Annotated in this window: 14 protein-coding genes and 3 pseudogenes; 8 read left to right on the top strand and 9 right to left on the bottom strand. The window is 64.2% G+C overall.

Features of this window, described 5'->3' with window-relative positions; translation table 11 throughout:
- Positions 1-4: 4 nt before the first annotated feature.
- From AAFX91_RS18810 to AAFX91_RS18785, 6 genes are all read right to left on the bottom strand, one after another.
- Positions 5-853 carry an ATP-binding cassette domain-containing protein gene (locus tag AAFX91_RS18810; protein ID WP_130581250.1) on the bottom strand — a complete coding sequence of 283 codons (849 nt, stop codon included), beginning with the start codon at positions 851-853 and terminating at the stop codon, positions 5-7.
- 17 nt (positions 854-870) lie between these two features.
- Positions 871-1,677, bottom strand: coding sequence for an ABC transporter permease subunit (locus AAFX91_RS18805; RefSeq protein ID WP_130581251.1), 807 nt, complete (start codon positions 1,675-1,677; stop codon positions 871-873).
- The gene (gene ssuD, locus AAFX91_RS18800) at positions 1,674-2,840 is read right to left on the bottom strand and encodes an FMNH2-dependent alkanesulfonate monooxygenase (RefSeq protein ID WP_394567385.1); all 1,167 of its coding nucleotides are present in this window, start codon (positions 2,838-2,840) and stop codon (positions 1,674-1,676) included. The genes AAFX91_RS18805 and ssuD overlap by 4 nt, the downstream gene beginning before the upstream one ends.
- Positions 2,837-3,790 (bottom strand): sulfonate ABC transporter substrate-binding protein, encoded by a 954-nt coding sequence (locus AAFX91_RS18795; RefSeq protein ID WP_394567384.1) that lies wholly within the window; start codon positions 3,788-3,790, stop codon positions 2,837-2,839. The genes ssuD and AAFX91_RS18795 overlap by 4 nt, the downstream gene beginning before the upstream one ends.
- Positions 3,791-3,814: 24 nt before the next feature.
- On the bottom strand, positions 3,815-4,765 hold the full coding sequence (locus tag AAFX91_RS18790; RefSeq protein WP_394567383.1) for an aliphatic sulfonate ABC transporter substrate-binding protein: 951 nt from the start codon (positions 4,763-4,765) through the stop codon (positions 3,815-3,817).
- A gap of 374 nt (positions 4,766-5,139) precedes the next feature.
- A complete protein-coding gene (locus AAFX91_RS18785) occupies positions 5,140-6,357 on the bottom strand; it encodes an LLM class flavin-dependent oxidoreductase (protein WP_394567381.1) in 1,218 nt (405 codons plus the stop codon).
- A gap of 267 nt (positions 6,358-6,624) precedes the next feature.
- Between AAFX91_RS18785 and napE the strand changes: the two genes are divergently transcribed.
- The 8 genes and pseudogenes from napE to msrB all read left to right on the top strand — a co-directional run bounded on the left by napE (position 6,625) and on the right by msrB (position 13,516).
- On the top strand, positions 6,625-6,810 hold the full coding sequence (gene napE / locus AAFX91_RS18780; protein WP_282530693.1) for a periplasmic nitrate reductase, NapE protein: 186 nt from the start codon (positions 6,625-6,627) through the stop codon (positions 6,808-6,810).
- 28 nt (positions 6,811-6,838) lie between these two features.
- Complete coding sequence (locus AAFX91_RS18775; RefSeq protein ID WP_394567379.1) at positions 6,839-7,165, top strand: chaperone NapD; 327 nt, start codon at positions 6,839-6,841, stop codon at positions 7,163-7,165.
- Positions 7,166-7,209: 44 nt separating this feature from the next.
- Positions 7,210-9,722 (top strand): annotated as a pseudogene (napA, locus tag AAFX91_RS18770) (nitrate reductase catalytic subunit NapA).
- A complete protein-coding gene (locus AAFX91_RS18765) occupies positions 9,686-10,189 on the top strand; it encodes a nitrate reductase cytochrome c-type subunit (RefSeq protein ID WP_394567378.1) in 504 nt (167 codons plus the stop codon). Before napA ends, AAFX91_RS18765 begins: the two are co-directional and overlap by 37 nt.
- On the top strand, positions 10,186-10,821 hold the full coding sequence (locus AAFX91_RS18760; RefSeq protein WP_130581260.1) for a NapC/NirT family cytochrome c: 636 nt from the start codon (positions 10,186-10,188) through the stop codon (positions 10,819-10,821). Before AAFX91_RS18765 ends, AAFX91_RS18760 begins: the two co-directional genes overlap by 4 nt.
- Positions 10,822-10,932: 111 nt before the next feature.
- Positions 10,933-12,042, top strand: coding sequence for an ATP-dependent RecD-like DNA helicase (locus tag AAFX91_RS18755; protein WP_130581261.1), 1,110 nt, complete (start codon positions 10,933-10,935; stop codon positions 12,040-12,042).
- Positions 12,043-12,282: 240 nt separating this feature from the next.
- On the top strand, positions 12,283-13,002 hold the full coding sequence (gene msrA / locus AAFX91_RS18750; RefSeq protein ID WP_282530695.1) for a peptide-methionine (S)-S-oxide reductase MsrA: 720 nt from the start codon (positions 12,283-12,285) through the stop codon (positions 13,000-13,002).
- Positions 13,003-13,105: 103 nt separating this feature from the next.
- Positions 13,106-13,516 (top strand): peptide-methionine (R)-S-oxide reductase MsrB, encoded by a 411-nt coding sequence (msrB, locus tag AAFX91_RS18745; protein WP_394567377.1) that lies wholly within the window; start codon positions 13,106-13,108, stop codon positions 13,514-13,516.
- Positions 13,517-13,676: 160 nt separating this feature from the next.
- On the opposite strand, the pseudogene AAFX91_RS18740 reads toward msrB, so the two are convergent.
- From AAFX91_RS18740 to AAFX91_RS18730, 3 genes and pseudogenes are all read right to left on the bottom strand, one after another.
- A pseudogene (locus tag AAFX91_RS18740) lies at positions 13,677-15,204 on the bottom strand (FAD-dependent oxidoreductase).
- Positions 15,205-15,245: 41 nt separating this feature from the next.
- Complete coding sequence (locus AAFX91_RS18735; RefSeq protein WP_028165380.1) at positions 15,246-15,698, bottom strand: GatB/YqeY domain-containing protein; 453 nt, start codon at positions 15,696-15,698, stop codon at positions 15,246-15,248.
- A 31-nt stretch (positions 15,699-15,729) separates the two neighbouring features.
- Positions 15,730-16,460: pseudogene (locus AAFX91_RS18730) on the bottom strand (alpha/beta fold hydrolase).
- Positions 16,461-16,585 lie beyond the last annotated feature (125 nt).

Here is a 16,585-nt window from a genome sequence, read left to right as displayed (position 1 = left end):
GGCCTCACAGATCATCGGAACTGTCTTCGGTGCCTTCCAGCAGATTCTTCAGGATCGCGCCCTCGAGTGCCGCGAGTTCGGCCGAGCCGCGCTCGCGCGGGCGCGCGATGTCGACATTGAAATCGTGCGCGATGCGGCCGTTTTCAATGACCAGCACCCGGTCGGCCAGCGCCACCGCTTCCGAGACGTCATGCGTCACCAGGATCGCGGTGAAGCCCTGATCGCGCCAGACCTGCTCGAGCAGCCGCTGCATCGAGATCCGCGTCAGCGCGTCGAGCGCGCCGAGCGGCTCGTCGAACGCGAGCACCCGGGGCTGGCTGACCAGCGCGCGGGCCAGCGCGACGCGCTGTTTCTGGCCGCCCGAGAGCACCGAAGGCCATTGCCCGCGCTTGTCGCCGAGACCGACCTCGACCAGCGCCTTCTCGGCGCGCGCCTGCGCATCCGCGGACGACCGTTCGCGCCCAAGGCCGACTTCGACATTCGACAGCACGCGCGCCCAGGGCAGGAGCCGCGGCTCCTGGAACATCACGCGGATATCCTCGGCGCGCGCCTGCTCGCCGAAACTGATGCTGCCGGCAGTCGGCTTCTCCAGCCCCGCGATCAGCCGCAACAATGTGCTCTTGCCGCAGCCGCTGCGGCCGACGATCGCGACGGACTGGCCGGCAGGAATGTGCAGGTCGATTCCGCGCAGCACCTCATTGTCGCCGAACGATTTGCGCAAGCCGCGGATGGTCAGTGACAGCCCGCGCGACGGCACGTCGGGAGCACGGCGAAATTGGCGCGCCTCCTCGACAAAATCCTCGCGCGCGACGGCCTCAGCACCGAGCGGGCGAAAACGAAGGACTTCCTGCATGTCTGTTCCTTAATTCCTCAATGTTTCTGGAAGGCCGGGTGCCAGGACAACGTCAGCCGCTCCAGCGCGCGCGATGCGCTGTCGGCAAGCTTGCCAAGCAGGGCGTAGATCAGGATCGAGAGCACGACGACATCGATCAGCATGAATTCGCGCGCCTGCATCGCCATGTAGCCGAGGCCCGAGGACGCCGCGATGGTCTCGGCCACGATCAAGGTCAGCCACATGATGCCGAGCGCAAAGCGCAGGCCCACGAAGATCGATGGCAGCGCGCCCGGGAAGATCACGCGGCGGAACAATTCACCGTCAGTCATGCCATAGATGCGGCCCATCTCGATCAGTTGCGGATCCACGGTGCGGATGCCGTGCAGCGTGTTGAGATAGATCGGGAAGAATACGCCGAGCGCCACCAGGAACAGTTTTGCGGACTCGTCGATCCCGAACCACAGGATGACCAGCGGGATCAGCGCCAAGTGCGGGATATTGCGCACCATCTGCAGCGTGGTGTCGGTCAGTTTCGCCGAGAGTTGCGACAGGCCGTTGGCGAGGCCGAAAGCAAAGCCGATGCCGCCGCCGATCAGAAAGCCGATGCTGGCGCGCCAGAAGCTGACCCAGATGTTGCGGATCAACTCGCCTGACAACAAGAGCTTCCATCCAGCCAGCGCGACATCGGTCGGCGCCGGCAGCACGCGCGCGGGCACAAAACCGGTAACGCAGGCGAGCTGCCAGATCAGGATGATGGCCAGCGGCACGATCCAGGGGATCAGGCCGTCGGCGCGCGGCAATTTGGGCGCGCGGACGCGCGTGAGGCTATCGATGAGGCTCATGATTCCGATACCTGCTTTTGCGGCCGATAGTCGTTGCCGATGGTCTCGCCGAACGGCCCGGTGTTGACGCGGATCGGCGTCACGTTGTCTGGCCGCTTGAGCGAGAGCAGCGGGAACACCAGTTCGGCGAAGCGATAGGCTTCTTCCAGATGCGGGTAGCCCGACATGATGAAGGTATCGATGCCGAGATCCTGATACTCCTTGATCCGCGCCGCCACCGTCTGGGCATCGCCGACCAGCGCGGTGCCTGCGCCACCGCGCACGAGGCCAACGCCCGCCCACAGGTTAGGGCTGATCTCGAGCTTGTCGCGGCGGCCGCCATGCAGCTCTGCCATGCGCTGCTGACCGACCGAGTCCATGCGCGAGAAGATCTTCTGCGCCGCCGCCACCGTGTCGTCAGTGACGTACTGGATCAACTCGTCCGCGGCCTTCCAGGCTTCCGCATTGGTCTCGCGCACGATCACGTGCAGGCGGATGCCGAAGGAGATCTTCCGGCCGCGCTTGTCGGCAACCGCCTTCACGCGCGCGATCTTCTCCGCAACCTGCTCCGGCGGCTCGCCCCAGGTGAGATATTTGTCGACAGTATCCACCGCGACATCAATGCCGGCGTCCGAGGAACCACCGAAATAAAGCGGCGGCCGTGGCGATTGGACCGGCCGGAACAGCAGCCGCCCGTCCTCGATGCGGATGTGCTTGCCCTCGACATTGACGGTCTTGCCGGCGAGCAGGTCGCTATAGACGTTGAGGAACTCGCGCGTCACCTCGTAGCGCTCGTCGTGCGCCAGGAAGATACCATCGCCCTTGTTCTCGACGGGATCGCCGCCGGTGACGACGTTGATCAAGAGCCGGCCGTTCGAGAGCCGGTCCAGCGTCGCGGTCATGCGGGCGGCGACGGCAGGCGACTGCAGGCCGGGCCGCACCGCCACCAGATAGCGCAGCCGCTCGGTCTGCGGCGCGACCGCGGAGGCGACCACCCAGGAGTCCTCGCAGCTTCGCCCGGTCGGCAGCAGCACGCCGTAATAGCCGAGCTGGTCGGCAGCCTGCGCGATCTGGCGCAGATAGTTGAAGTTCACCTCGCGTCCGCCAATGGAGGTGCCGAGATAACGGCCGTCGCCATGGGTCGGCAGGAACCAGAGGATGTTGGCGTTGGGTTGTTTAGTCACGATCCGGACCTCCGCGCGACGTCTGAAATCTTGATGGCTTTCGGCAACAGGCCGAGGGCAAAGAACGTGTCCGCCACCTGCTGCTGGTCAGCGATCACGGAATCGGTGAGCGGCTTGATGCCGTAGGACTGGCGCTTCAACGCAACCTCGACCACCGGCACCGAAAGGCCGATCGACGGCGCAAGCTGCTCGGCAACCGCATGGATGTCGCCCTTGGCCCAGTCATCGACCTCGCTCAGTTGCGCGAGCACGAGATCGACGATCTTCGCATCGCTCTCCAGGAACTTCTTCGAGGAAAAGTAGAATTGGTAGTTCGAGACGATGCCGGTGCCGTCGGCGAGCGTGCGCGCGCCGGTCGCAGCTTCCGCCGCGGCCTGGAACGGATCCCAGATCACCCAGGCATCGACCGCGCCGCGCTCGAAGGCCGCGCGCGCATTGGCGGGCGCGAGAAACACCGGCTCGATCTCGGAATATTTGACGCCGGCTTTCTCCAGCGCCTTCACCAGGAGATAGTGGACGTTCGAGCCCTTGTTCAGAGCGACCTTCTTGCCCTTGAGGTCGGCGACCGACTTCAGCGCGCTGTCCTTCGGCACCAGGATCGCCTCGCCTTTCGGCGCCGGCGGCTCATAGGCGACATATTGGATGGGCGCACCGGCCGCCTGCGCGAAGATCGGCGGCGCTTCACCGGTGTTGCCGAAATCGATCGCGCCGACATTGAGCGCTTCGAGCAGCGGCGGTCCGGACGGGAATTCGGTCCAAACCACCTTGTAGCCGACCGCCTTCAGCTTCTCCTCGAGCGTTCCCTTGCTCTTGAGCAGGACCAGCTTGCCGTACTTCTGGAAGCCGATGCGGACGGTCTTCTCCTGTCCGTACGACGCACTGACGGCGGCGGCGACGATGCTGACTGATAGCACCGCGCTGGTGATCCAGCGTTGAATGATACGTCGCATAATGACCTCTGCGTGGAAATGAACTCAGCTCTGGGGATTGCGCCAGACGATGTCGCGGATCGCGATCTCTTTCGGGATCAGCCCGAGCTTGAAGAAGCGGTCGGCCACGCCCTGCTGGGTCGCAACGATATCGTCGGTGACGGGTCCGATCCTGAACGCGGCCCGATTGGCGGCGATGGTCTGGATATCCAGCGGGATTCCGGTGACGGTGCTCAGCGATTTCGCGACCTCGTCGCGGTGCGCCTCGGCCCAATTCGCCGTTGACGCGAGGACGTCGATAATCTGTTGCAGCACAGGTCCGTGATTCCTCGCGAAGTCACGGTTGGCGATGAAGAACGAGTTGGTCTTGGTGATCTCATGGGCGTTGACCAGGATGCGGCCGTTCTGCTTGGTCTCGCCGATTGCGAAATAAGGATCCCAGATCGCCCAGGCGTCGATGCTGCCATTGGCGAACGCCGGTCCCGCGTCGGGCGGCGTCAGATAGACCGGGGTGATGTCGCTATAAATGAGGCCGGCCTTTTCCAGCGTCTGCACCACGATGTTGTGGGCGCTGGAACCCTTGGTGAAGCCGACGCGCTTGCCCTTGAGATCGGCGATCGTGCGGATGGCCGAATTCTGCGGCACCAGGATGCCCTGGCCGTTCGTAATGGGCTGGCCGGCGGCATAAACGATCGCCGCACCGGCAGCTTGCGCAAACACCGGCGGCGAGTCGCCGACCGCACCGAAATCGACGCTGCCGACGTTCATGGCTTCCATCATCGGCGGACCCGACGAGAACTCGACCCATTTCACCTCGATGCCGGCCGACTTGAAATGATCTTCCAAAGTCGCGCGCTGCCGCGCGATAACCAACACGCCGTTCTTCTGATAGCCGATACGAATTTCCTTCACCGCCGCTTCGGCCCGCGCGCGCAACGGCAGCGCAGCGACGGCTGCAGAGCCGAGCGACAACTTGAGGAACTCGCGGCGCTTCATCACAAAATTCTCCTGACGATCGAGCGCGTTATCGGCGCGCTATCACGCGACGTGAGGGAATGATGGGGGGCGCGAATGAGGCTGTCGAGGACCCCGAAAAAATAGCGATGCCCGCACTGCCATGCGGGCACCGGACGCGCGGTTTCTTTTAAGGCGCAGATTGTGCGTAGCGAAATATTTTCTTCACGAAATCATGATGCGAGCAGCAGCTCTCCGCTGTCATCGTCCGCGAAGGCGGACGATCCAGTAACCACCAGCGCCGGAGCATTGGCCGAGATGCCGCGGAGTACTGGATGCCCGCCGGAGCCTGTCATCGGGCGGCGCTTCGCGCCGACCCGTTGGCGGGCATGACGGGGGAGCTGCCTAGAATCTCGTCAGCCGCTCGCTGCTGCTGCTTTCTCCGCCTGCGAACCAGGGTTGATCGACAGTTTGCCGTAACGATCCCTAAACGCTTCGGTGTCGATTTCCTCGAGCTTGATCTCGCCGCTCATCACGCCTTGCTTCCACGCATCGTGTTCGGGATCGTGCTGGAACTCCGGCATCACTTCCCTGGCGAACAATTCGAGCGATTCGCAGATGTGTTCATGCGTGTTCTTGCCGGCTTGATTGAGCAGGATCACCTGGTCGATGTGCGAGGTGCGGAAGCGGCGCAGCTTCTTGCGGATGGTTTCAGGCGATCCGATCAGACCGCCGCGCAATGCAGCTTCCTGCGCTTCCGGATTGTCGCGCTTCCACCTGTTGTACTCGTCCCACATGTTGACGGTGCCGGGCGCCGGCCGCTGCCGGTTCTGCGACGCGCCATAATAGCGCAGCGCGAACTGGAAGAAGGTGGCGCCGTCGGCGCGGGCGCGCGCCTCCTCGTCCGTCTTGGCGCACATGAAGAACGACACCAGCGCCATGTTCGGATTGATCCGGTAGTCGGCGAGCTTCTTCAGCCGCTTGGTGATCGCATTGTAATAGGCATGCACCCAGGCATGCGCCGCGTCCGCGCTGACGAACTGAAAGCCGAGCGCGCCGAAGCCGTGCTGCCCGGCGCGCTCGATGGTCGGCAATTGCGAGCACGCCATCCAGAGCGGCGGATGCGGCTTCTGCACCGGCTTCGGCACCACGTTGCGCAGGGGGATGTGGAAATATTTGCCGTGATGCTCGGTGCCGACCTTGGTGAACATCGGGAAGATCGCCGCGACAGCCTCTTCGAACACCTCCCGCTTGGTCTCCATGTCGCGGCCGAACGGCGTCAGTTCGGTGATCGAGGCGCTCTCGCCCATGCCGAACTCGCAACGGCCGTTACTGAGGAGATCGAGGACTGCCACCCGCTCGGCGACACGCGCGGGATGGTTGGTCGTGAGCTGCAGGATGCCGTGCCCGAGCCGGATGTTCCGGGTGCGCTGGCTTGCCGCAGCCAGGAACGATTCCGGCGCCGGCGAGTGCGAGTACTCCTCGAGGAAATGATGTTCCACGACCCAGGCATAGTCGTAGCCGAGCCGGTCGGCGGTCTCGAGCTGCGTCAATGCGTCCTGGTAGAGCTTGAGTTCGTCGCGCTCGTTCCATGGACGCGGCAGTTGCAGCTCGTAGAAGATGCCGAATTTCATGGCGTCGCTCCCGTACGTCTTGTTGTTTGCCTCAGTGTATTGCCGGGGCGCGCGAAGTCCAGCCTATGCCAATTCCGGATGGCGGAACATGCGCACTGCAACCAAACAGTAACCTTGCCGGTTGCCGCGCCGCCGAATCCGCTTCGCCCGTATACAATGTTGGCGCGCATTGATTTAGATCAGTGCTAAAATGTCCCGGTGACATTACTACGTTAGGAAGGCAACGAGGCCTTCCCCCACACAATCTGAATTGAAGCGAGACGACGTATGTCGGCAACCAGCGACGATGCGAGCGCGAGGCCGCGCCGTAGGCGCATGGAGATCTTCGCGTTTCTTTTTCTTACGGCAATTGTGATGCCTGCTTTGGCCGTGGCCACGGTGGGCAGCTACGGCCTTGCTGTGTGGATCTATCAGATGATCGCGGGCCCGCCGGGCCCTCCCCCGCCACATTGATCAGCCGACCACTCAAGGAACAGCCGCCATGATTAGAGCTCAGACTACCATCGATCGCCGAGCGCTCATCACGGGCCGCGTCCTGCAAACCGACCCTGTCGTGCCGTCGCCCGGCGGCGAGATCGCCAGCATCCTCGTGCAGACCCGGCCTGACCGGCTCGATGCCACCGAAGCTGCGATCACGGCGCTGCGCGGCTGCGAGATTTACGGTCGCGATGAGAAGGGAAAGCTCGTGGTCGTCGTGGATGCGCCCGACGCGGGCTCGCTCGGCGCGACGCTCAACACGATTTCCGCACTGCCCAACGTCTATTCCGCCTCGCTCGTGTTCCACGCCGTCGATCCGGGTGCTGCCTGATGTCGCGCGATCGAAGGCCCCTCAACCAAAGGGAAGGAAACACCATGACCGCCCCCAAGCTGGATCGCCGTCAGGTCCTGAAACTGGAAGCCGCCGCGATGGCGGCGCTCGCCGGCGGCATGCCGGTTGCAGCGGGTGCCGCCAACCTCGTCACCGAGCGCGCCGACAGCGAACTGAAGTGGGACAAGGCGCCGTGCCGCTTCTGCGGCACCGGCTGCAGCGTGATGGTCGCGACCAAGGACAACCGCGTCGTCGCCACCCACGGCGACATCAAGTCGGAGGTCAACCGCGGCCTGAATTGCGTGAAGGGCTATTTCCTCTCCAAGATCATGTACGGCCATGATCGCCTGACCAAGCCGATGCTGCGCAAGAAGGGCGGCAAGTACGACAAGAACGGCGATTTCACCGAAGTGTCATGGGACGAGGCCTTCGATGTGATGTCGGAGAAGTTCAAGGCCGCGCTGAAGAAGCGCGGGCCTGATGGCATCGGCATGTTCGGCTCCGGCCAGTGGACGATCTTCGAAGGCTATGCGGCATCAAAGCTGTTCAAGGCCGGCTTCCGTTCAAACAACATCGATCCCAATGCGCGGCATTGCATGGCCTCCGCCGCCACCGGCTTCATGCGCACTTTCGGCATCGACGAGCCGATGGGCTGCTATGACGACATCGAGGCCGCCGACGCCTTCGTGCTGTGGGGCTCGAACATGGCCGAGATGCACCCGATCCTGTGGACCCGGGTTGCCGACCGCCGCCTCTCCGCACCGCATGTGCGCGTCGCCGTGCTTTCCACCTTCGAGCACCGCTCGTTCGATCTCGCCGACATCGGACTGGTGTTCAAGCCGCAGACCGACCTCTATCTGCTCAACGCGATCGCCAATCACATCGTCAAGACCGGGCGGGTGAACAAGGATTTCGTCAACAAGCACACGCTGTTCAAGCGCGGCCAGACCGATATCGGCTACGGCCTGCGGCCCGACCACCCGCTGGAGAAGAAGGCGACTGGCCGCGCCAAGGCCAACGATGCCCAGGACATGAGCTATGACGAATACGTCAAGTTCCTCTCCGACTACACGCTGGAGAAGGCGGCGACATGGCTGGCGTCCCGCTCAACCGGCTGGAAGCACTCGCCGAGCTCTATGCCGATCCGAAGGTCAAGGTCACAAGCTTCTGGACCATGGGCTTCAACCAGCACACCCGCGGTGTCTGGTGCAACAACCTCGTCTACAACATCCACCTCCTGACCGGAAAAATCTCCGAACCCGGCAACAGCCCGTTCTCGCTGACCGGTCAGCCGTCCGCCTGCGGCACCGCGCGCGAGGTCGGCACCTTCTCGCACCGCCTGCCGGCCGACATGGTCGTGACCAACAAGGAGCATCGCACGAAGGCTGAGCACATCTGGAAGCTCCCGGAAGGCACCATTCCCGACAAGCCCGGCTGTCACGCCGTGCAGCAGAACCGGATGCTGAAGGACGGGCTGCTCAACGCCTACTGGATCCAGGTCAACAACAACCTGCAGGCCGCCGCCAACGGCAACGAGGAGACCTATCCCGGTTATCGCAACCCCGAGAATTTCATCGTGGTGTCGGACGCCTATCCGACCGTGACGGCGCTGGCCGCCGATCTCATCCTGCCGGCCGCGATGTGGGTCGAGAAGGAAGGCGCCTATGGCAATGCCGAACGCCGCACCCATAACTGGCACCAACTGGTCTCGGCGCCGGGCGAGGCGCGCTCGGACCTTTGGCAGCTCATGGAGTTCTCCAAACGCTTCAAGGTCGAGGAAGTCTGGCCGGAAGAGCTGATCGCGAAGATGCCGGAGTATCGCGGCAAGACGCTGTTCGACATCCTCTACCGCAACGGCCAGGTCGACAAATTCCCGGTCACCGACATCGAGGCCGGCTACGCTAATCAGGAGTCGAATGCCTACGGCTTCTATGTGCACAAGGGCCTGTTCGAGGAATATGCCTCGTTCGGCCGCGGCCACGGCCATGACCTCGCGCCATACGACGTCTATCATCAGGTCCGCGGATTGCGTTGGCCGGTGGTCAACGGCCAGGAAACCCGCTGGCGTTTCCGCGAGGGGCTCGACCCTTATGTCCAGCAGGGCACCGGCGTTCAGTTCTACGGCTTCCCCGACGGCAAGGCGCGGATCTTCGCGCTGCCCTACGAGCCGCCGGCGGAATCGCCCGACAAGGACTTTCCGTTCTGGCTCTCGACCGGCCGCGTGCTGGAGCATTGGCACTCCGGTACCATGACCCGCCGCGTTCCCGAGCTCTACCGGGCATTCCCTGAAGCCGTCTGCTTCATGCATCCCGACGATGCCGCCGAGCTGAAGCTGCGCCGCGGCGATGAGGTCAAGGTGGAATCCCGCCGCGGTTTCATCCGCGTCCGGCTGGAGACCCGCGGCCGTGACAAGCCACCGCGCGGCCTGGTGTTCGTGCCCTGGTTCGATGAATCCAAGCTCATCAACAAGGTGACGCTGGACGCGACCGATCCGATTTCGCTGCAGACCGACTACAAGAAATGCGCCGTGCGCATCGAGAAGGTGACGACGACATGATTGGAAAGTCCGCTATCGTCGTTCTCGCTGTTGCGCTTGTCGCCGCTTCGAGCTCGCTGCTCGCGCAAGGCGTCATGTCCGGCCTGCGCGGTCCTACTCCACTCAACGAGGAGGGACCGGCGCGGCCGATGACGCCGATGCGCAACACCGCGGAACGGGAAATCCGCAACTATCCGGAACAGCCGCCGGTGATCCCCCACTCGATCGACGGCTACCAGGTCGACATGAACGGCAACAAATGCCTGTCGTGCCATGCCCGCGCCCGCACCGGCGAATCGCAGGCGCCGATGGTGAGCATCACCCATTTCATGGACCGCGACGGCCAGTTCCTGGCCTCGGTATCGCCGCGCCGCTATTTCTGCACGGAGTGTCATGTCCCGCAGAACGTCACGACGCCGCCAGTGACCAATGATTTCGTCGACATCGACAGCATCCTGAACCCCCCAGCGCCGGGTGGCCGCCGATGAGTGACGTCGACAAGGCGCCCCGCCAAGGCTGGTTTGCGCGGGCGTGGAATTTTGTCCTCGAACTATGGAACGTACTGATCCGGCCGAGCTCCGTGTTCGGGCTCGGGGTGCTGGTGCTTGCCGGCTTCGTCGCCGGCGTGATCTTCTGGGGCGGCTTCAACACCGCGCTGGAACTGACCAACACCGAAAAATTCTGCACGGGCTGTCACGAGATGCGCGACAACGTCTTTGCCGAATTGAAGTCCACCATCCACTTCACCAACCGCTCCGGCGTGCGCGCGACCTGCCCGGACTGCCATGTCCCGCACAACTGGACCGACAAGATCGCCCGCAAGATGCAGGCCTCCAAGGAAGTCTGGGGCCATCTCTTCGGCAGCATCGACACCCGCGACAAGTTCGTCGACAACCGGCTCGAGCTCGCGCTGCATGAATGGGCGCGGTTCAAGGCCAATGATTCGCTCGAATGCCGCAACTGCCATAGCGCGCAATCGATGGACATCACCAAACAGTCGCCGCGGGCGAGCGTGGCGCATCAGCGTTTCCTGTTCACGGGCGAGAAGACCTGCATCGATTGCCACAAGGGCATCGCCCACCATCTGCCGGACATGCGCGGCGTTCCCGGCTGGCAATAGGTTTGGGTATCCTGGGCGGCCAGCCGGCACCTTGCGCCGGCAGCCTGAATGGCTAGGTTGAGGGGCCGAGTCGGCGGGCGTCCCCGCCCGTCCTCTCCTCCGCCGAGACCCATGACCACCTTTACGCCGCATCAGGATTCCGCGCTGCAAGCCGTCGCCGACTGGCTCAAGGCAAAACCCGGCCGGAACGGCACGCCGCCGATCTTCCGCCTGTTCGGCTATGCCGGTACCGGCAAGACCACGCTGGCCCGCCACATCGCTGAAGGCGTCGACGGCGAGGTGAAGTTCGCGGCGTTCACCGGCAAGGCCGCGCTGGTGATGCGCAACAAGGGTTGCGAGAGCGCCTCCACGATTCATTCGCTGATCTACCGCGCCCGCGAATCCGGCGTCGAGCAGCCGACGTTCGAATTGTGGGACGACGCGCCGGCATCGAAAGCCAAGCTGATCGTGATCGACGAGTGCTCGATGGTGGACGCCGAGCTCGGCCGCGACCTGATGTCGTTCGACTGTCCGCTGCTCGTGCTCGGCGATCCCGCGCAGCTTCCGCCAATCCAGGGCGCCGGCTTCTTCACCAATGCCGAGCCCGACGCGATGCTGACCGAGGTGCACCGCCAGGCGCAGGACGATCCGATCGTGCGGATGTCGATGGACATCCGCGAGGGCCGCGAGCTCGAGATCGGCCGTCACGGCGAGAGCGAGGTGGTGGCGCGCAACGAGCTCGATCCGGCGCGCGTCATGAACGCCGACCAGGTGCTGGTCGGCCGCAACAACACCCGCCGCGCCTACAACATGCGGATGCGGCAGCGGCAGAACATCGAGGATCCCTTGCCGGTCGCCGGCGACAAGCTGGTCTGCCTGCGCAACAACCGCAAGAAGGGCCTGTTCAATGGCGGCCTGTGGCGCGTGAAGGCGCGCGCGCAATCGAAATCCAAGATCATCACCATGCGCGTGATGCCGGACGAGGATTTCGGCCACAAGGTCACCAAGGTCTCCGTGCGCGGCGAATGCTTCGGCGGCGCGATCGAGACCATCCCCTGGGAACAGCGCAAGCCCTACGACGAGTTCGACTACGGCTATGTGCTCACCGTGCACAAGTCGCAGGGCTCACAATGGGACGACGTAGTGCTGTTCGACGAAAGCTTCGCGTTCCAGGACAGCCGCGCAAGGTGGCTGTACACCGGCATCACGCGGGCAGCGAAGCGGCTGAGCGTGGTGGTGTGAACTTTCTCCCTCGTCATTGCGAGCGAAGCGAAGCAATCCATGTCTCCGCTTGCGGAGGCATGGATTGCTTCGTCGCTCCGCTCCTCGCAATGACGGGGCTGGTTCACGGACTCGTGTCCACCCGGCCGTAACACCCCCGTCCCTGCCCCGTATCTTCGGCATCCAGGGGAAGACCGCCCGATTTCCGAAACCCTGCTTCCGTTCTAGACTGGCCCTGCCCTCCCATCCAAAGAGGAAACCATGTCCACTCGCCCGTTCCGCCGCCTGTCGCTCGGCGCTGCCGCGCTCGGCGCGCTGGCCATCGCCTCCCTCGCCGCGGCCCCCTCCCGCGCGGCTGAAGACGCCGTGATCATTCCCGCCCCGACGGCCGACGCCAAACCCACCGATGGCATCCAGACCGCGGTGCTCGCGGGCGGCTGCTTCTGGGGCGTGCAGGGCGTGTTCCAGCACACCGCCGGCGTTGTCAGCGCGGTTTCCGGCTATGCCGGCGGCAACAAGGCGACCGCCGACTACAACATGGTCTCGACCGGCACCACCGGACACGCGGAATCGGTCGAGATCAAGTACGACCCGAAGCAGGTCTCCTACGGCAAGCTCCTGCAGATCTTCTTCTCGGTCGTGCATGACCCGACGCAATTGAACCGCCAGGGCCCGGACACCGGCACGCAATACCGCTCGGCGATCTTCGTCACCAACGACGATCAGAAGAAGGTGGCGGAGGCCTATATCGCGCAGCTCAATACGGCCAAGGTCTACAAGAAGCCGATCGTGACCAAGGTCGGTACGCTCCAGGGGTTCTATCCGGCCGAGGCCTATCACCAGGACTACCTGACGCTGCACCCCAACCAACCCTATATTGCGTATAACGACATCCCGAAGGTCGAGAACCTGAAGAAGATCTTCGCGGAGAACTACATCGAAAAGCCGACGCTGGTCGGCAACACCAAGGTCACGAATTGACGGAACAGCTCCGTCATTGCGAGGAGCGAAGCGACGAAGCAATCCGTGTCTCCGCAAGCGGCGAAGCTCCGCTCGCAATGACGGCATAGTGAGAGGAGTTTTCATGTCCGACACCAAGAGCCCAGACAAGGTCGTCAAGAGCGACGCCGAATGGCGCAAGGAATTGACGCCGATGCAGTATGCGGTGCTGCGCGAGAAGGCGACCGAGCGTCCCTTCACCGGCGAATATGAGCACGACCACCGCGAGGGCGCCTATGTCTGCGCCGGCTGCGGCCAGACCTTGTTCGAGTCCGATGCCAAGTTCGATTCCGGCTGCGGCTGGCCGAGCTTCACGCAGCCGGCGACGGAAAGCCATGTCGACGAGGAGACCGACCGTAGCCACGGCATGGTCCGCACCGAAGTCCTGTGCTCGAAATGCAGCGGCCATCTCGGCCACGTCTTTCCCGACGGCCCCGGCCCGACCGGCCTGCGCTACTGCATCAACTCGGCCGCGCTGAAGCTGCAGCCGAAGTAGCTCCATCTTCTCCCTCGCCCCGCTCTTGCGGGGAGAGGGTTGGGGTGAGGGGCTGCTTCCGCAATCACGGTGAGAGATACCCTCGCGGAGACTCCCCCTCACCCGGATCGCATCTTCGATGCGATCCGGCCTCTCCCCGCAAGCGGGGCGAGGCGGTCCGCTACGCCGCCAGCGCGCCGCGCTCCATCGCAAGCTCGGCCTCCAAGCTGGCAATATCCCGATAGATCGACGCCACCGCGAGCACGCGGCCGCCTCTCCTGTAGCGCACCACGCAGTCCTTTGCAGCGATATCGCCGTCGACGTCGATCTCGTCCCATTTCTCGGCGTGGCCGACATAGTTGACCGGCACGTCGTAATGCTGGCTCCAGAAGAACGGCACCGCGTCGAAGGCTTCGCGCTGACCCAGCATGTTGCGCGCGGCGGTCTGGCCCTGGCACTCTGCCACCACCCAGTGTTCGACGCGGATGTTCTCACCGGAATGCGGATCCGGCCAGCGGGTGATGTCGCCCGCCGCATAAATGCCGGGGCTGCTGGTTTCGAGATAGGCATTCACGGTGACGCCGCGATCGATCGCAAGTCCGGCTTTTTCGGCCAGCGCGAGGCGCGGCCGCACGCCGACGCCGATCACGACGAGATCGGCCTCGAGCACGCCGCCACTCTGTAGGCTCGCACGCTTGCCGTCGATCGGTGACGGTATCGCCGAGATGAAAGACGACGCCGTGCTCTTCATGCAGGCTGCGGACGAAGTCGCCCATGGCGGGCCCGAGCACGCGCTCCATCGGCCGCTGCTCCAGCCCGACGACGTGGACCTCGATATCCCTCGCCCGTAACGAAGCCGCGACCTCGAGCCCGATGAAACTCGCGCCGATCACAACCGCGCGGCGCGCGCCGCTGGCGGAAGCGATGATCGCGCGGCAATCATCCAGCGAGCGCAAGAGATGGACATGCGGCTGGTCCGCGCCCGGAATCAGCAGACGCACCGGCTCCGCGCCGGTCGCCAATAGCAACCGGTCGTAGGGCAAGGCCTTGCCATCGGCGAGCACGACCTGGCGTGCGGCTGGCTCGATCGACGCAACCTTGGTCTTGAGCCGCAGATCGATCGCGGCGTCAGAATAGAAATCGTCCGGACGCAGCGGCAGCCAGTCCTCCGGCGCGCTGCCGGCAAGATAGTCCTTCGACAGGTTCGGCCGATCGACCGGCGCCGCCGCCTCGCCGCTCAGCATCACGATGCTGCCGCGATAATCCTGTCGTCGCAGCATCTCGGCGGCGGCAAATCCCGCCGCGCCGCCACCCACGATCACGATGCGGGCGAGCGCATCGATCACGCCCTTCACGCGAGGCTTGGGCTGCTCGCGTTTCTCGCGGACGAAAATGCGCTCGCCTTCGTGCTCGACCTTCCAGACCGCGAGCGCGCTCAACGCCGGTGCGCGTGACGCCTCGCCGGTGCGCAGATCGAAACAGGCGTGATGCCAGGGACAGCGGACGCTCTCGCCGACGACGAGACCTTCCGCCAGCGGCCCGTGATAATGGCTGCAATGGGCGTCGATCGCAAAGACGTCCGATCCTGAGCGCACCAGCAGCACGTCTTCATCGCCGACATGGCCGAGCAGGCTGGCGCCGGAGAAGTCGGAGGGCGCCACGCCTTGCGACAGATCGGGACCGGAGGGTTGGGCTTGCTGGTCGGCCATGATTTCCTCCGTTTGGTTTGAAACTTGGTCCCGTTCGAAGCCTATCCCAGTGCCGCCTTCACCAGGCCGCTGGCCTTGGCGAAATCCATCTGCCCCGTGTACTTCGCCTTCAGCGCGCCGATCACTTTGCCCATGTCCTTGACGCCGGCAGCATTGGTCTCGGCGATCGCGGCCGATATCGCGGCTTTCACCTCATCCTCCGACATCTGCTTCGGCAGGTAGGCCGAGATCACCGCGATCTCCTCGCGCTCCTGCGCGGCGAGCTCGGCGCGGCCGCCCTTGTCGTAGAGCTCGACCGCTTCCTGGCGCTGCTTGATCATCTTCTGCAGCACGCCGAGCAATTCGGCATCCGAAAGCGGCGGCTTGCCCTGGCCGCGCGCGTCGATATCGGCATTCTTGATGGTCGAATTGACCATGCGCAGCGTGGAGAGCTTGCGCTCCTCCTTCGCCTTCATGGCGTCCTTGACCGCGTTGTTGATGTCGTCGCGCAGCATGGCCTTATCCTTGAATGATCAAACCTTCCATCTAGGCCGTTCGTTCCGCGAGAACAACCTCAGTTCCTGAGCCATTCGATCAGCGCGTTCGCGGTCGCCTCGGGTTGTTCCGGCTGCGGCAGGTGCCCGCAATTGGGCAGGATCACGAGCTTGGCCCCCGGGAATGCCGTTCGCCATCTCAACCGACAGCGAATTCGGGATGGTATGGTCCTCGTCGCCCGTCAGCACCAGCGTCGGGCACTTGATCCAGGCCAGCGTCGGCCGCGAGTCGGGCCGGCTGATCACTGCCGTCTGCTGGCGGATGAACCCTTCGGCCCCGACATCCTCGCCCATGTCGTGGACGAGCCGGCGCAGGCTCGCATCTTCGCGCCGCGACGGGTGCACGAAGCCGGGAAAGAGTTCATCCAACACGCCGCGGAAATCGCCGCTTTTGGCGCGGGCCATCATGCCGCGGCGGCGCTCGGAGGCCTCCGGCGTGTCGGGACGGGCCTGGGTGTTGATCAAGGCCAGCTTTGCCACCCGCTCCGGCGCCTGGCGCATGATCTCGAAGGCGATGTAGCCGCCCATCGAATGCCCGGCCAGCGCGAAACGCGGCGGCGCTTCGGCCAGGATCCGGCGCGCGATCGCCCCCATATGGTCGTCGCGGATGTGGTTGGCGACCGTGACCGGCCCGAGCCGCCATAGCGCCGGCACGACAGGGGCAAAGATCCGCGGCGAAGAGACCAGGCCCGGGACGAGCAGGATAGGCATCGTGTTGTCCATGCGGGCTCCGAAACGGGCAATTTGGCAGAAAACGAGGCTATGGCGGGAACCCTAGGCCGTGTGGACAGTTACCTTATCCAGAGCAGAGTGGCGGCAATGGCGACGACGGCGAAGTAGTTTCGCGC

The sequence above is a fragment of the Bradyrhizobium sp. 31Argb genome (assembly GCF_043638955.1).
Classification (GTDB): Bacteria; Pseudomonadota; Alphaproteobacteria; order Rhizobiales; family Xanthobacteraceae; genus Bradyrhizobium.
The sequence above is the reverse complement of the archived record's forward strand: the minus strand, read 5'-3'. Positions and strand labels throughout refer to the sequence as shown.

Coding starts and splice junctions, on each gene's coding strand:
- msrB (WP_394567377.1), top strand. CDS start 13,106: ATGTCCGACACCAAGAGCCCAGACAAGGTCGTCAAGAGCGACGCCGAA.
- AAFX91_RS18735 (WP_028165380.1), bottom strand. CDS start 15,698: ATGCTGCGCGACGACATCAACAACGCGGTCAAGGACGCCATGAAGGCG.
- AAFX91_RS18765 (WP_394567378.1), top strand. CDS start 9,686: ATGCGCCGTGCGCATCGAGAAGGTGACGACGACATGATTGGAAAGTCC.
- msrA (WP_282530695.1), top strand. CDS start 12,283: ATGTCCACTCGCCCGTTCCGCCGCCTGTCGCTCGGCGCTGCCGCGCTC.
- AAFX91_RS18775 (WP_394567379.1), top strand. CDS start 6,839: ATGATTAGAGCTCAGACTACCATCGATCGCCGAGCGCTCATCACGGGC.
- napE (WP_282530693.1), top strand. CDS start 6,625: ATGTCGGCAACCAGCGACGATGCGAGCGCGAGGCCGCGCCGTAGGCGC.
- AAFX91_RS18795 (WP_394567384.1), bottom strand. CDS start 3,790: ATGCGACGTATCATTCAACGCTGGATCACCAGCGCGGTGCTATCAGTC.
- AAFX91_RS18790 (WP_394567383.1), bottom strand. CDS start 4,765: ATGAAGCGCCGCGAGTTCCTCAAGTTGTCGCTCGGCTCTGCAGCCGTC.
- AAFX91_RS18785 (WP_394567381.1), bottom strand. CDS start 6,357: ATGAAATTCGGCATCTTCTACGAGCTGCAACTGCCGCGTCCATGGAAC.
- AAFX91_RS18810 (WP_130581250.1), bottom strand. CDS start 853: ATGCAGGAAGTCCTTCGTTTTCGCCCGCTCGGTGCTGAGGCCGTCGCG.
- AAFX91_RS18755 (WP_130581261.1), top strand. CDS start 10,933: ATGACCACCTTTACGCCGCATCAGGATTCCGCGCTGCAAGCCGTCGCC.
- AAFX91_RS18805 (WP_130581251.1), bottom strand. CDS start 1,677: ATGAGCCTCATCGATAGCCTCACGCGCGTCCGCGCGCCCAAATTGCCG.
- AAFX91_RS18760 (WP_130581260.1), top strand. CDS start 10,186: ATGAGTGACGTCGACAAGGCGCCCCGCCAAGGCTGGTTTGCGCGGGCG.